Origin of the sequence: Streptomyces tricolor, from assembly GCF_002155905.1 — a bacterium.
Taxonomy (GTDB): domain Bacteria; phylum Actinomycetota; class Actinomycetes; order Streptomycetales; family Streptomycetaceae; genus Streptomyces; species Streptomyces tricolor.
The window spans coordinates 1-14,039 of sequence record NZ_MUMF01000373.1; the positions used below are offsets into that span (position 1 = coordinate 1).

General features: G+C 73.1%; 13 protein-coding genes. 8 read left to right on the forward strand and 5 right to left on the reverse strand.

Features of this window, described 5'->3' with window-relative positions:
* Positions 1-789 (forward strand): malate dehydrogenase (locus CCN44_RS25495; protein WP_086699872.1); only part of this gene is annotated, 789 nt, incomplete at its 5' end.
* A gap of 202 nt (positions 790-991) precedes the next feature.
* Here the strand turns inward: CCN44_RS25495 and CCN44_RS25500 are convergent.
* Both CCN44_RS25500 and CCN44_RS25505 read right to left on the reverse strand, forming a co-directional pair.
* Positions 992-1,813, reverse strand: a complete 822-nt coding sequence (locus CCN44_RS25500) for a serine hydrolase domain-containing protein (RefSeq protein ID WP_086699875.1) — start codon at positions 1,811-1,813, stop codon at positions 992-994.
* Between the two features lie 125 nt (positions 1,814-1,938).
* Positions 1,939-3,348 (reverse strand): MFS transporter, encoded by a 1,410-nt coding sequence (locus tag CCN44_RS25505; RefSeq protein ID WP_059252197.1) that lies wholly within the window; start codon positions 3,346-3,348, stop codon positions 1,939-1,941.
* Positions 3,349-3,447: 99 nt separating this feature from the next.
* Between CCN44_RS25505 and CCN44_RS25510 the strand changes: the two genes are divergently transcribed.
* Positions 3,448-4,368: a LysR family transcriptional regulator gene (locus CCN44_RS25510; protein WP_059252198.1), complete on the forward strand. Its 921-nt coding sequence runs from the start codon at positions 3,448-3,450 to the stop codon at positions 4,366-4,368.
* On the opposite strand, the gene CCN44_RS25515 is transcribed toward CCN44_RS25510, so the two are convergent.
* A complete protein-coding gene (locus CCN44_RS25515) occupies positions 4,351-5,091 on the reverse strand; it encodes a LolA-like protein (RefSeq protein ID WP_059252199.1) in 741 nt (246 codons plus the stop codon). The genes CCN44_RS25510 and CCN44_RS25515 overlap by 18 nt on opposite strands.
* Before the next feature lie 200 nt (positions 5,092-5,291).
* Here CCN44_RS25515 and CCN44_RS25520 point away from each other — a divergent pair, with 200 nt between their 5' ends.
* The 5 genes from CCN44_RS25520 to CCN44_RS25540 all read left to right on the forward strand — a co-directional run bounded on the left by CCN44_RS25520 (position 5,292) and on the right by CCN44_RS25540 (position 12,534).
* Positions 5,292-6,812 carry an aldehyde dehydrogenase family protein gene (locus tag CCN44_RS25520; protein ID WP_059252200.1) on the forward strand — a complete coding sequence of 507 codons (1,521 nt, stop codon included), beginning with the start codon at positions 5,292-5,294 and terminating at the stop codon, positions 6,810-6,812.
* Between the two features lie 62 nt (positions 6,813-6,874).
* Complete coding sequence (locus CCN44_RS25525) at positions 6,875-8,407, forward strand: GMC family oxidoreductase (RefSeq protein ID WP_059252201.1); 1,533 nt, start codon at positions 6,875-6,877, stop codon at positions 8,405-8,407.
* Complete coding sequence (locus CCN44_RS25530) at positions 8,404-9,654, forward strand: quaternary amine ABC transporter ATP-binding protein (protein ID WP_059252202.1); 1,251 nt, start codon at positions 8,404-8,406, stop codon at positions 9,652-9,654. Before CCN44_RS25525 ends, CCN44_RS25530 begins: the two co-directional genes overlap by 4 nt.
* Positions 9,654-11,582 (forward strand): ABC transporter permease, encoded by a 1,929-nt coding sequence (locus CCN44_RS25535; protein WP_079081114.1) that lies wholly within the window; start codon positions 9,654-9,656, stop codon positions 11,580-11,582. Before CCN44_RS25530 ends, CCN44_RS25535 begins: the two co-directional genes overlap by 1 nt.
* A gap of 1 nt (position 11,583) precedes the next feature.
* Positions 11,584-12,534 (forward strand): ABC transporter substrate-binding protein, encoded by a 951-nt coding sequence (locus CCN44_RS25540; protein WP_086699878.1) that lies wholly within the window; start codon positions 11,584-11,586, stop codon positions 12,532-12,534.
* Positions 12,535-12,540: 6 nt separating this feature from the next.
* On the opposite strand, the gene CCN44_RS25545 is transcribed toward CCN44_RS25540, so the two are convergent.
* Both CCN44_RS25545 and CCN44_RS25550 read right to left on the reverse strand, forming a co-directional pair.
* A complete protein-coding gene (locus CCN44_RS25545) occupies positions 12,541-13,263 on the reverse strand; it encodes an isocitrate lyase/PEP mutase family protein (protein WP_079081115.1) in 723 nt (240 codons plus the stop codon).
* Positions 13,260-13,787 carry a carboxymuconolactone decarboxylase family protein gene (locus tag CCN44_RS25550; RefSeq protein ID WP_059252204.1) on the reverse strand — a complete coding sequence of 176 codons (528 nt, stop codon included), beginning with the start codon at positions 13,785-13,787 and terminating at the stop codon, positions 13,260-13,262. Before CCN44_RS25550 ends, CCN44_RS25545 begins: the two co-directional genes overlap by 4 nt.
* A 47-nt stretch (positions 13,788-13,834) precedes the next feature.
* Here CCN44_RS25550 and CCN44_RS25555 point away from each other — a divergent pair.
* Positions 13,835-14,039, forward strand: a 205-nt coding sequence (locus tag CCN44_RS25555) for a GntR family transcriptional regulator (protein ID WP_143649964.1), incomplete at its 3' end; no start/stop codon positions are given.

The following is a 14,039-nucleotide window of genomic DNA, read 5'->3' on the forward strand; positions in this document are numbered from 1 at the left end:
GGCATCGACATCACCGACGACCCGAACGTCGCCTTCGACGGCGCCAACGTAGCCCTGCTGGTGGGCGCCCGCCCGCGCACCAAGGGCATGGAGCGCGGTGACCTGCTGGAGGCCAACGGCGGCATCTTCAAGCCGCAGGGCAAGGCCATCAACGACCACGCCGCGGACGACATCAAGGTCCTCGTCGTCGGCAACCCGGCCAACACCAACGCGCTCATCGCCCAGGCCGCCGCGCCGGACGTCCCGGCCGAGCGCTTCACCGCGATGACCCGCCTGGACCACAACCGCGCGCTGACCCAGCTCGCGAAGAAGACGGGTTCGACGGTCGCCGACATCAAGCGCCTGACCATCTGGGGCAACCACTCCGCCACCCAGTACCCGGACATCTTCCACGCCACCGTCGCCGGCAAGAACGCCGCCGAGGTCGTGGCCGACGAGAAGTGGCTGGCCGAGGACTTCATCCCGACCGTCGCCAAGCGCGGCGCCGCGATCATCGAGGCCCGTGGCGCGTCCTCCGCCGCCTCCGCCGCCAACGCCGCCATCGACCACGTCCACACCTGGGTCAACGGCACCGCCGAGGGCGACTGGACCTCCATGGGCATCCCGTCGGACGGCTCCTACGGCGTCCCGGAGGGCCTCATCTCCTCCTTCCCGGTCACCTGCAAGGACGGCAAGTACGAGATCGTCCAGGGCCTGGAGATCAACGAGTTCTCCCGTGCCCGCATCGACGCCTCCGTCAAGGAGCTGGAGGAGGAGCGCGAGGCGGTCCGCGGCCTCGGCCTCATCTGACCTGACGTGGTGTGACCCGGCGCCGGTGCGCTATAGTTGATCACGCACCGGCCGCCGGAAACCCGGCACCAGGTGATGCGTTGGTGGTCCAAGGAAAGACGCCCCGCTTCCTGCGGGGAGATGCAGGTGCAAGGCCTGCCCGGCGCTCCGCATACGAGGCCCCCTTCCGCAACCGCGGAAGGGGGCCTCGTCGTATCCGGCCCTACCCGCGCCGGAGCAGGTCGATCCCGGCCCGGTCCGTGTCGTCCGGCCGCCCGTTCAGCCGGTGGACCACCACCCAGCGTCCGTCCGCCATCGCCCCGGCGAACACGGACGCGTCCCGGGTGGCGCCGTTGTGCCAGTACAGCGGCCCCGCCGACTGCCAGCCGACGGCCGGCTCGCCCAACCGCCGTTCCACCAGCAGCCCCACGACGAGAGCGGCGACGGCGCGCGGCGTCGCCCACAGCCCGCCCGCCGGCAGGATCGCCCCGTCCATCGTCCACGGCCTGCGCCGCGTGCCCGGCAGCAACCCCGGCGCGGCGAGCCGCTGTCCGGTAGCCGGCCGGGCGGTCACCTCGGTGACGTCCAACGGCCGCAGCACATGGCCCTGAAGCAGTTCCTCGTAGCCGGCCCCGCCCGCGGCGGCCAGGGCGGCGCCGAGGACGGCGTACCCGAGGTTGGAGTACTCCTCCTCGCCGGGCGGGCGCACGGTGACGGTGTCCAGGGTGCGCACCAGCCGCAGCAACTCCGCTTGCCCGAAGGCCGCGTACGGGTCGCGGCGGCCGAGGCCCGGGGGCAGCCGCGGGAGTCCCGAGGTGTGCCGGGCCAGGTGCAGCAGGGTGATGCCCGTGCCGGGCGGCGCCGGGAGCCAGCGTTCCACCGGGTCGTCGAGGCCGAGCACGCCGGCCTCCGCCATCCGGGCGAGCACCGTGCCGGTCAGCGCCTTCGTGAGCGAGCCGATCTGGACGTGCCGGTCCACGGCGTGTCCGCCGGTCACGCGCGGCGGGTCCGCGTCGGTCAGCACACAGGTCGGGGTACGGCGCACGGCGGGTCCTCTCGGCAGGGGACTGCATTCTGCGTGCCCCACCGGGACCCACCGTAAGGTTCAGGCCACAGCCTCCATGGCCGCCGACGTGCTCAGGGCACCGCACCGCGTGGGCGCCGACGCGTTCAGGCCACCGGTTCCTTGGCCGCGGGTGTGCCCGAAGGCGTGTCCGAGGGGGTGCGGGACGGGCGGGCGGCGGGGCGGTAGCCCGTCACGACCAGGATCGTCGCCAGCAGGACCACCGCGCCGACGGTCCGCAGCGCCGGGCCCATCCCGCTCGCGAAGTCGGCGTGGCCCGCCAGGGCCGTGCCGGCGACGGCGACGCCGAGGGCCGCCCCGATCTCGCGGGCCGAGGTGCCGAGTCCGGAGCCGAGGCCCGCCTGGTGCGCGGGAAGGGACACGACGACGCCCAGGGTGAGGGCCGGCATGGCCAGGCCGGTGCCCGCCGAGATGACCAGCAGCCAGCAGGCGTACAGCGGGTACGGCGTGTGCGCGTCCGCCGTGGACGCGGCCAGCAGGCCCAGGCCGATCAGCGCCAGCCCGGTGCCGACGACCGGCCGCGGACGCGCCGACCAGCGGGCCGCGAACTTCGGCACCAGGGCCATGCCCACGATCAGTGGCACGATCGCGACCCCGGTCGACGCGGGCTCGAAGCCCTTGACCTCTTGCAGATACTGCGAGTTGACGAAGAACAGCGCGAACAGACCGAAGAAGCCGGTGGCCAGGCCCAGCGTGGTGACGCGCAGCCCGCCGGAGCGGAAGACGCGCGGGTCGAACAGCGGGGCGCGGGAGCGCAGGGCGTGCACGGTGAAGGCGGCCACCAGCAGGGCGCCCACCCCGAACGCGGTCAGGATGCGCACCGAGGCCCAGCCGTGGTCGGGGCCCTCGATGATGCCGAACAGCACGGCGACCAGGCCCGCGGTGAGCAGCAGGGTGCCGACCGGGTCCGGACTGCCCTGCGCGGAGCGGGCGGTGCGCGGGGTGGTGAGCGCCACCGCGGCGGCGAGGACGGCCGCCAGCGGCACCATCGCGGCGAACAGCGCCCGCCAGGACAGGTACTGGCCGACCAGGCCGCCGCCCAGGTTGCCCGCCAGGCCGCCCAGCCCGATGGCGAGCGTCCAGGACGCCATCGCCTGGGCCCGGCGCTCGGGCCCGGCCAACTGCACCAGGATCGACATGGTCGCCGGGGTGATCAGGGCGGCCCCGGCCCCGGACAGGCCCCGGCCGGCGATCAGCAGCGCCGGGCCGGGGGCGAGTGCGCTGGTCGCGGCGCCCGCGGCGAACACGGCCAGGCCGGTGAGCAGGGCGCCCTTGCGGCCGTACCGGTCGCCGAGCGCGCCGGCCGGGATCAGCAGGCCCGCGAAGACGATGACGTAGGCGTCGACCGTCCACAGGATCTCGGTGTGCGAGGGGTGCAGGCCGGACGCACCCAGTTGCGGGATCAGCAGGTTGATGGCGGCGACCATGCTCTGCGCGACCAGTACACAGGCGCACAGGGTCAGCAGGGTCGAGCGTTTCAGGGCGTGCGCGGGCACGGCTCCTCCCTGGAGCTGGTGGTGGTGTGGGATGCGCTCTCACCGTAGGCTCGCCCCCGACCTGCATTCCAGTGCAACCTTCGCAAGGAACACCTGCACATGACGCAATCCGCTGGACTGGACCTGAATCTGCTGGTCGCCCTGGACGTGCTGCTGGAGGAGGAGAGCGTGCAGGGCGCCGCCCGCCGGCTGCATCTGTCCGAGCCCGCGATGAGCCGCACCCTCGGCCGGATCCGCAAGGCCCTCGGCGATCCGGTGCTGGTCCGCGCCGGCCGCCGGATGGTGCCGACCCCGCACGCGCTCGCCGTGCGCGCCGAGGTCAGTGCGGTCGTGGAGCGGGCCCGCGCCCTGTTCGCACCGGGCCGTGACACCGACCTGCGCGCCCTCACCCGCACCTTCACGATCCTCGGCCACGACGCGATCGCCGCCACCCACGGCGCCGCCCTCTACGCCCGTGCCGCCCGCGAGGCCCCCGGCATCCGGCTGCGCTTCCTGAGCGAGAGCCACGTGGACGCCCCGTTCCTGCGCCAGGGCACCGCCGACCTGGAGGTCGGGGTGATCGACTCGGTCGCGCCCGAGGTGCATGTGGAGACGGTGTACGAGGACCGCATGCTGGGCGTCGTACGGGCCGGACACCCGCTGCTGGAGGGCGAGTTGACGCCCGAGCGGTTCGCCGGGGCGGCGGGGCACCTCATCGTGTCCCGGCGCGGCAGGCAGCGCGGGCCGGTCGACGACGCCCTCGCCGAACTCGGCCTGGAACGCCGGGTGGTGGGCAGTGTCGGCACCTACCCGTCCTCGCTGTTCGTGCTGCGCGAGACCGATCTGATCGGGCTGATCAGCCAGTGGGGCCGTCCGCTGGCCGACACCCTCGGCCTGGTCACCTTCGAGATCCCGCTCCGGCTGCCCGCGGTGCAGCTGGGCTTCGCCTGGCACCCGCGCCACGACGCCGACCCGGCGCACGCCTGGCTGCGCGGCTGTGTACGGGAGGTGATGCGGGACGGGTCAGCGGGTCCGTCCTGACTCCTTCTCCAGGTCCGAGAGGTCCACCGAGTCGCGCGGGGCGGGGGTGTCGGACGGCACCGGCTCGCCGTAGCCCGAGACGCGCACCGTCCTGTCGGTCCCGTCGCCCTTCTGCACGGACTTCACCAGCACATGCGGGCGGTCCGCGGTGATGTACAGGGTGGTCGGGACGCCGTCCTCCTCGCCCCGCAGCGTGATCACGTCCTTGCCGTCGACCGTGGTCCGCCCGCCCTTGGAGGTCGCGTCCAGGGTGAGGTCCTTCTGGAGCCGCTTCAGATCGCAGGCCCCGGTGAAGTCCTCGAAGGCGCTCTCGTCCGTGGTGCCGTGGACATAGCGGTCCCGGACCAGGTCGGCCGCCTCCTCCCCCTCGCCCGGGAGCTGGTTCTTCCAGTAGTCCCAGTCGGCCTTCATCCACACCTCGTCACCGCGCTTGACGATCTCGAAGGTGCCGCCGTCCGAGCCCATCCGGTAGGTGCCGACGCAGTCGCCGCGGCGGTCCAGGGCCAGGTCCATCGACGCGAGCCTGTCGCTGCTCCGCATCGCGGTCCGGTCCGTCAGCACCAGGCGGAGCGAGTCGGCGTCCCGCAGGTTCCGCTCCGCCTCCCGGGCGAGTTCGCGGGCGTCCGGATCACCGCCGTCCTCGGCCGCGGCGGCCGTGACCGCCGCCGGTGAGAGGACGAGGAGCGCGCTCACCCCCGCGCGGATCAGGGATCTCCGGGCCATCCCGCACCTCCGTGATCGCCTCAAACACCCCTCTACAGCGTAGTTTCGCCCGATTTCACCCGCATTTTCAGTGACGCGGCGCACTTTCGGCCACCGATTGCGCATGCCGTGGCGAAGGCCCGGGCAGGCGGCGACGGTCCCCAGCCGAGACACCCATGTGACGCAGGGGCACGAAACAGGAACGGAAGGCAACACCGATCATGGCGGACAGAACGGAACGACAGGCGCAGGCGACCATCCACGCGGGCGGCGCATGGCGGACGGCGGTCTCCGGCGCGACCCGGGAGATCCTCGACCCCGCGGACGCCCGGCCGTTCGCCGTGGTCGCCGAGGGCGACGAGAAGGACGCCGAGCGCGCGGTGGCCGCCGCCCGGCAGGCCTTCGACCAGGGCCCCTGGCCGCACACCCCGGTCGCCGAACGCGCCGCCCTGCTGCGGCGCGTCGCCGACCTGCTGGTGCGCGACCGCGAGGAACTCGGCCTGCTGGAGAGCCGGGACGCGGGCAAGACCGTCGAGGAGGGCCGCGTCGACATCACGTGCGTCGCCGACGCCTTCCGCTACTTCGCCGACCTGGTCGCCGCCGAGGCCCCGGGCCGGGTGGTGGACGCGGGCTCGCCGGACATCCACAGCGTGGTCGTCCACGAACCGGTCGGCGTCTGCGCGCTGATCACCCCCTGGAACTACCCGCTGCTCCAGGCCAGCTGGAAGATCGCCCCGGCGCTCGCCGCCGGCAACACCTTCGTGATCAAGCCCAGCGAGATCACCCCCATGACGACGATCGCCCTGATCGAGCTGCTGACCGAGGCCGGCCTCCCCGCGGGCGTGGCCAACCTCGTCACCGGCCCCGGCCACACCGTCGGCGCCCGGCTCGCCGAGCACCCCGACGTCGACCTGGTCTCCTTCACCGGCGGCCTGGCCAGCGGCACGAAGGTGGCCCAGGCCGCCGCGCCCACCGTCAAGAAGGTCGCCCTCGAACTCGGCGGCAAGAACCCCAACGTGGTCTTCGCCGACGCCTGCGCGACCGAGGAGGACTTCGACACCGCCGTCGACCAGGCCCTCAACGCGGCCTTCATCCACAGCGGCCAGGTCTGCTCGGCCGGCGCCCGCCTGATCGTCGAGGAATCCGTCCGGGACCGCTTCGTCGCCGAACTCGCCCGCCGCGCCCAGCGGATCAGGCTCGGGCGCGGCACCGAGGACGGCGTCGAGTGCGGCCCGCTCGTCTCCGAGCAGCAGCGCGCCAAGGTCGAGGCGTACGTCGCCTCCGCCCTGGCGGAAGGCGCGGTGCTGCGCTGCGGCGGCAAGCGGCCCGAGCCCGCCGACACCCGCCCGGAGTCCGGCTACTTCTACGAGCCCACCGTGCTCGACGCCTGCCACCGCGAGATGCGGGTGGTCCGCGAGGAGGTCTTCGGCCCGGTCCTCACCGTCGAGACCTTCCGCACCGAGGAGGAGGCGGTGTTCCTCGCCAACGACACCGAGTACGGCCTCGCCGGCGCCGTCTGGACCAGTGACCCCGGCAAGGCCCGCCGGGTCGCCGCCCGGCTGCGCCACGGCACCGTCTGGATCAACGACTTCCACCCCTATCTGCCGCAGGCGGAGTGGGGCGGCTTCGGCCGCAGCGGCACCGGCCGCGAGCTGGGCCCCGCCGGGCTCGCCGAGTACCGCGAGACCAAGCACGTCTACCAGAACCTCGCGCCGAAGCCGGTCCGCTGGTTCGCCGGCTGATCCCCACCCGCCCGGACCACCGCACCTGATCCGCCCCCTGGAACACCGGAGTAGCACCCCCCATGTCCCACACGCCCCACGTCTACGACTACGTCGTCATCGGCGGCGGCACGGCGGGCTCCGTCATCGCCTCCCGCCTCACCGAGAACCCGGACGTCACCGTCGCCGTCATCGAGGGCGGCCCGAGCGACGTCGGCCGCGACGACGTCCTCACCCTGCGCCGCTGGATGGGCCTGCTCGGCGGCGAACTCGACTACGACTACCCGACCGTGGAGCAGCCCCGCGGCAACTCGCACATCCGGCACAGCCGCGCCCGCGTCCTCGGCGGCTGCTCCTCCCACAACACCCTCATCTCCTTCAAGCCCCTGCCCTCCGACTGGGACGAGTGGGAGGCCGCCGGCGCCAAGGGCTGGGGCGCCGTCCCCATGGAGGCCTACTTCGCCCGCCTGAAGAACAACATCGTCTCCGTCGACGAGAAGGACCGGAACGCCATCGCCCGCGACTTCGTCGACGCCGCCCGGTCGGCGCTCGGAGTACCCCGGGTCGAGGGCTTCAACCGCAAGCCGTTCGACGAGGGCGTCGGCTTCTTCGACCTCGCCTACCACCCCGAGACCAACAAGCGGTCCTCGGCATCGGTGGCGTACCTGCACCCGGTGATGGACGAGCGGCCCAACCTGACGATCCTGCTGGAGACCTGGGCGTACCGGCTGGAGCTGGACGGCACCCGCGCCGAGGGCGTGCACGTGCGCACCAAGGACGGCGAGGAACTGCTGATCCGCGCGCGGAGCGAGGTCGTCCTGTGCGCCGGCGCCGTCGACTCCCCGCGCCTGCTGCTCCACTCGGGCATCGGCCCGCGGGCGGACCTGGAGGCGCTCGGCATCCCCGTCGTGCACGACCTGCCCGGCGTCGGCGAGAACCTGCTCGACCACCCCGAGTCGGTCATCGTCTGGGAGACCCACGGCCCCATCCCGGAGAACTCCGCGATGGACTCCGACGCCGGCCTGTTCGTCCGCCGCGACCCCGCGCACGCCGGCCCGGACCTGATGTTCCACTTCTACCAGATCCCGTTCACGGACAACCCGGAGCGCCTCGGCTACGAACGCCCGGCGTACGGCGTCTCGATGACCCCCAACATCCCCAAGCCGAAGAGCCGCGGCCGTCTCTACCTGACCAGCGCCGACCCCTCCGTCAAGCCGGCCCTCGACTTCCGCTACTTCACGGACGAGGAGGACTACGACGCCAGGACCCTGGTCGACGGCATCCGCATCGCCCGTGAGATCGCCAAGACCGAACCCCTGGCCGGCTGGCTCAAGCGCGAGGTGTGCCCCGGCCCGGAGATCCTCGGCGACGCCGAGCTGAGCGAGTACGCCCGCAAGGTCGCGCACACCGTCTACCACCCGGCCGGCACCTGCAAGATGGGCGCCGCCGACGACGAACTCGCCGTGGTCGACCCGGAGCTGAGGATCCGCGGTCTCGACGGCATTCGCATCGCCGACGCGTCCGTCTTCCCCACCATGACCGCCGTGAACCCGATGATCGGGGTCCTCATGGTCGGGGAGAAGGCCGTCGACCTGATCGGAGGTGACCCCCGATGACCCTCACCGTCCCCACCCGTAAGCCGCCCACCACGACCGAGCCCGTCTTCTCGGTGTCCGGCCTGTGGAAGGTCTTCGGACCCAAGCCGGAGCGCGTCCCCGCGGACCCGGAACTCAGCGCGCTGTCCCCCGCCGAACTCCGCTCCCGCACCGGCTGCACCGCCGCCGTCCGGGACGTCTCCTTCGACGTCCGCAAGGGCGAGGTCTTCGTGGTGATGGGCCTGTCCGGCTCCGGCAAGTCCACCCTCGTGCGCTGCCTGACCCGCCTGATCGAGCCGACCGCGGGCACCATCTCCATCGACGGCGAGGACGTCCGCGCGATGGACCGGGCCCGGCTGCGCGAGCTGCGCCGGCACCGCGCCGCGATGGTCTTCCAGCACTTCGGCCTGCTCCCGCACCGCACGGTCCTCGACAACGTCGCCTACGGCCTGGAGATCCAGGGCGTCGGCAAGTCCGAACGCCGCGAGCGGGCCGCCGAGTTCGTCGCCAAGGTCGGCCTGGAGGGCATGGAGAAGCGCCGCCCCGGCCAGCTCTCCGGCGGCCAGCGCCAGCGGGTCGGGCTCGCGCGGGCACTGGCGGTCGACCCCGAGGTGCTGCTCTTCGACGAGCCGTTCAGCGCCCTCGACCCCCTCATCCGCCGCGACATGCAGGACGAGGTGACCCGCCTGCACCGCGAAGAGGGCCGCACGATGGTCTTCATCACCCACGACCTGAGCGAGGCGCTCAAGCTCGGCGACCGCATCGCCCTCATGCGCGACGGCAAGGTCGTCCAGCTGGGCACGCCGGAGGAGATCGTGGGCTCCCCGGCCGACGACTACGTCCGCGAGTTCGTCCGGGACGTCCCGCGCGAACAGGTGATGACGGTGGGCGCGGCGATGCGCCCCGCGTTCGCGGAGGAGACGGCGACGGGCCCGGCGGTCCGCCCGGAGGCCACGGTGGCCGAGGCCATCGAGGCGGTGGCCCGCGCGGGCACCCCGGCCCGGGTCATGGACCAGGGCAAGTGCCTGGGCGTGGTCGACCACGAGCACCTGCTCGGCGTGGTGGCGGGCGTGGACACCACGGCACCGGCGGCGGCCCCGCAAGCCGCCGCGGCCGACGGCACCGCCGCAGCCGCGGACGGCCGTGCCACCGGGGCGGCACGGGCGGGCGCCGGGGACGCCCGCTGCTCGAAGAGCCCGGGGGAAGCACCCGGCACGCCCCGCCGTGCGACCCCGCCGGGCCCCCGCACCACCCCGGAGGCCGTCTGATGGCAACGGTCACCGTCCCGACCTCCAGAACCAGGACCGCCCCCCGCCTCCTGAAGAACCGGGCCGCGGGCAAACTCCTCCTGCTCGGCCTCGTCACCGCCGTACTGCTCCCGCTCCTGCACGGCGGGCCCTGGCCCGACGACCTGACCGTCAGCCTGGACAAACCCCTCGCCACCGCCAGCGACTGGGTCATCGACAACCGGGACAGCCACCCGGTCTTCCTCTACTTCCTCGGCCACGTCAGCAACGCCGTCATCTGGGCCGTACGCGCGGTCTACCTCGCCCTCCTCACCGCGGGCTGGGCCGGCGTCACCGTCCTCGGCGCGCTCACCGCCTGGCGCTTCGGCGGCGCCCGCCTCGCCGCCGGCACCGCCGCCGCCTTCCTGGCCTGCGGCGCCCTCGGCATGTGGGTCCCGACGATGCAGACCCTCGCGCTGATGGTCGTAGCGGTCCTCGCCTCCGTCGCCGTGGGGGCCCTCCTCGGCCTCGGCGCCGGCCTCTCCGACCGCCTCGACCGCGCCCTGCGCCCGGTCCTGGACACCATGCAGGTCCTCCCGGCCTTCGCCTACCTCCTCCCCGTCGTCCTGGTCTTCGGCATCGGCGTCCCCGCGGCCGTCCTCGCCACCGTCGTCTACGCCGCCCCGCCGATGGCCCGCCTCACCGCGCTCGGCCTGCGCGGTGCCGACCCCGAAGTCCTGGAGGCCGTGGAGTCGCTCGGCGCCACCCGCCGCCAGCGGCTGCTGACCGCCCGTATCCCGCTGGCCCGCAAGGAACTCCTCCTCGGCCTCAACCAGACGATCATGATGGCGCTGTCCATGGCCGTGATCGCCGCCGTCATCGGCGCCGGCGGCCTCGGCGACCGCGTCTACCAGGCCCTCGCCTCCGTCGACGTCGGCGCGGCCCTCGCGGCCGGCATCCCGATCGTGCTGCTCGCGGTGGTCCTGGACCGCGTGACCGCGGCGGCCGGGGACGGCACGACGCGCCCCCGCACGATCGGCTGGCCGTACGCCGTCGCCGTCACCGTGGCCGTCGCCCTCGCCGCCCGCCTCCTGGGCGCGCTCGACTGGCCCGCCGGCTGGACCCTGGGCATCGCCGAACCGGTCAACCGCGCCGTCGACTGGATGACCGCCCACCTCTACTCGGGCGTCCCGGTCATCGGCGGCACCGCGGACTGGGCCGGCCACTTCACCACCTGGATCCTGGACCCCGTCCGGGACGGCCTGCTGTGGCTGCCCTGGTGGTCGGTGCTGCTCCTGGTCGCCGCCCTGGCCTGGCTGATCGGCACCTGGCGCACCGCGCTGACCGCCGTCCTCGCCATGGCCGCGATCGGGGTGCTCGGCGTGTGGGAGCCGTCGCTCGACACCCTCTCCCAGGTGCTGGCCGCCGTCGCCGTCACCCTCGTGCTGGGCTTCGCGACCGGTGTCGCCGCCGCCCGCAGCGACCGCGTCGACCGCGCGCTGCGCCCGGTCCTGGACGTCTTCCAGACCATGCCGCAGTTCGTGTACCTGATCCCGGTCGTCGCGCTGTTCGGCGTCGGCCGCGCGCCCGCCGTCGCCGCGGCCGTCGTCTACGCCCTCCCGGCCGTCGTCCGGATCACCGCCCAGGGCCTGCGCCAGGTCGACCAGGCCGCGCTGGAGTCCGCGCGCTCGCTCGGCGCGACCGGCCGCCAGCAGCTGTGGCAGGTGCAGCTCCCGCTGGCCCGGCGCGCGCTGCTGCTCGCCGTCAACCAGGGCGTGGTCCTGGTCCTCGCCGTCGTCATCATCGGTGGCCTGGTCGGCGGTGGCGCCCTCGGCTACGACGTCGCCTTCGGTCTCGCCCAGGGCGACCTGGCGACCGGCCTGGTCGCCGGTGCCGCCATCGTCTGCCTGGGCCTGATGCTGGACCGGGTGACGCAGCCGACGGACCGCCGTCCGAGGAAGGGAGCCTGACATGCGCCGTACGACGATCACGGCCGCCGTCGCCGTGCTGACCCTGGCCACCGGCTGCGGCTCCGCCGACATGACCAAGCAGGCCAGCCCGTTCGCCAACGCCCGGGGCTCGAAGACGGTCACCCTGTCCGTGCAGTCCTGGGTGGGCGCGCAGTCCAACGTGGCCGTCGCCCAGTACATCCTGGAGCACAAGCTCGGCTACCGCGTCGACACCGTCCAGGTCGACGAGGTGCCCGCCTGGGACGCGCTCAGCCAGGGCCGCGTCGACGCGCTGCTGGAGGACTGGGGCCACCCGGACCAGGAGAAGCGGTACGTCACCGAGAAGAAGACGATCACGCGCGGCGGCGACCTCGGGGTGACCGGTCACATCGGCTGGTTCGTGCCGACGTACCTGGCGAAGCAGCACCCGGACATCACCGACTGGCGGAACCTCGACAAGTACACCTCGCTCTTCCGCACCCCGGAGAGCGGCGGCAAGGGCCAGCTGATGGACGGCTCCCCGTCCTACGTCACCAACGACAAGGCGCTGGTGAAGAACCTGAAGCTGGACTACCAGGTCGTCTTCGCCGGCTCCGAGGCGGCGCAGATCACCCAGATCAAGCAGTTCGCCAAGGAGAAGAAGCCCTTCCTGACGTACTGGTACTCACCCCAGTGGCTGTTCGAGAAGGTGCCCATGACGGAGGTGAAGCTGCCGCCGTACAAGGAGGGCTGCGACGCCGACCCGGCGAAGGTCGCCTGCTCCTACCCGCACACCCCGCTGCAGAAGTACCTCAACGCCGACTTCGCGCGGTCCGGCGGCGAGGCGGCGGCCTTCCTGAAGAAGTTCCGCTGGACCACGGAGGACCAGAACGAGGTCTCCCTGATGATCGCCGAACAGAAGCTGGACCCGCAGGAGGCGGCGAAGAAGTGGGTGGACAGCCACCCCGACGTGTGGAAGAAGTGGCTGCCCTGACCGGCGTCAGGCCATGAGGCCGGCGGCGATCCCCTTGAGCGCCTCCGCGGCCCGCCGCTGGAGGCCCGGCCCGAAGGTGATCCGGGTGGCCCCGAGCCCGCCGAGCGCGGCGGGGGAGGGGCCGTCCCCGTCCAGCCGGGCCAGCGCGTTCAGCGGGCCCTGGATCCCGGCCCGCAGCAGGGGCAGGACGTCCGCCGGGGCGAGGATCGGATAGACACAGTCCGCGCCCGCCGCGACGTACAACGCGGCCCGCTCGACGGCCCGTTCGGGGTCGCCGTCGCCGTGCACGAAGGTGTCCACGCGGGCGTTGACGAACAGCCGGTCGCCGGCCGCGGCCCGCACCTCGGCGAGGAAGGCGGCGTGCTCGTGCGGGTCCTTGAGGACACCCCCTTCGGAGTCCTCCAGGTTGCACCCCACGGCACCCGCCTCCAGCAGCCGTTCGACCAGCTCCTTCGGCGCGAGCCCGTACCCGCCCTCGACGTCCGCCGACACCGGCACGTCCACCGCCCGGGTGATCCGGGCGACCGCCGCGAACATCTCGTCGGCGGGGGTGGCCCCGTCGGCGTACCCGAGCGAGGCCGCCACCCCCGCGCTCGGCGTGGCCAGCGCCGGGAACCCGGCCGCCACGAACACCCGCGCGCTCGCCGCGTCCCACGGCCCGGGCAGGATCAGCGGATCACCCGGCGCGCGCCCCTGGTGCAGCGCGCGGAACGCCGCGGCCTTGCTCACCGGTACTGCCCGGGCTGGTAGTGCCCCGGGGTCTTCCGGAAGGTCACGCCGAACCGGTTCCAGGCGTTGATCACCGCGATCGCGGCGACCAGCTGGGACAGCTCGGCCTCGTCGAAGTGCTTGGCGGCCTTCGCGTACACCTCGTCCGGCACGAAGCCTCCCCCAGACTTCGTCTGGGAGGTGCCCCCAGTCAGCACGGTGACCGCCTCGGTCAGCTCGATCGCCGCCAGCTCCTTCTCGGTGTAGAAGTGCCGCGACTCCTGCCACGCGCTGAGCTGCACGATCCGCTCGACGCTCTCGCCGGCCGCGAGCGCGTCCTTGGTGTGCATGTCCAGGCAGAACGCGCAGTGGTTGAGCTGCGAGGCGCGGATCTTCACCAGCTCGTACAGCTTGGGGTCCAGGCCCCGCTTGGCGACGCTGTCCAGGCGGATCATCGCCTTGTAGACATCGGGGGCGTGCTCGGCCCATTCCAGCCGGGGAGCTTCCTCGGCGGCGTACTCGACATTTTCCTGTGCAGTGCTCATGCCTTCGACTCTAGGAGCGAGGCAGCCCAGGGGTATGGTCCATTCCCATGGCGAGATCCTGGGCCACTTTGGGCATCGACCTGCACCTCGAACTGACCGGCTCGGGCGGCCTGCGCCGGGGCCTGACCGACGCCCTGCGCGACGCCGTCCGCACCGGACGCCTGGCCCCCGGCACCCGGCTGCCGTCCTCCCGCTCCCTCGCCGCCGACCTCGGCCTCGCCCGCAACACCGTCGCCGAGGCCTACGCCGACC

Excerpts from the sequence above, each read along its gene's own strand:
- CCN44_RS25510 (WP_059252198.1), top strand. The coding sequence starts at position 3,448 with ATGACGCAATCCGCTGGACTGGACCTGAATCTGCTGGTCGCCCTGGAC.
- CCN44_RS25515 (WP_059252199.1), bottom strand. The coding sequence starts at position 5,091 with ATGGCCCGGAGATCCCTGATCCGCGCGGGGGTGAGCGCGCTCCTCGTC.
- CCN44_RS25520 (WP_059252200.1), top strand. The coding sequence starts at position 5,292 with ATGGCGGACAGAACGGAACGACAGGCGCAGGCGACCATCCACGCGGGC.
- CCN44_RS25525 (WP_059252201.1), top strand. The coding sequence starts at position 6,875 with ATGTCCCACACGCCCCACGTCTACGACTACGTCGTCATCGGCGGCGGC.
- CCN44_RS25530 (WP_059252202.1), top strand. The coding sequence starts at position 8,404 with ATGACCCTCACCGTCCCCACCCGTAAGCCGCCCACCACGACCGAGCCC.
- CCN44_RS25535 (WP_079081114.1), top strand. The coding sequence starts at position 9,654 with ATGGCAACGGTCACCGTCCCGACCTCCAGAACCAGGACCGCCCCCCGC.
- CCN44_RS25540 (WP_086699878.1), top strand. The coding sequence starts at position 11,584 with ATGCGCCGTACGACGATCACGGCCGCCGTCGCCGTGCTGACCCTGGCC.
- CCN44_RS25550 (WP_059252204.1), bottom strand. The coding sequence starts at position 13,787 with ATGAGCACTGCACAGGAAAATGTCGAGTACGCCGCCGAGGAAGCTCCC.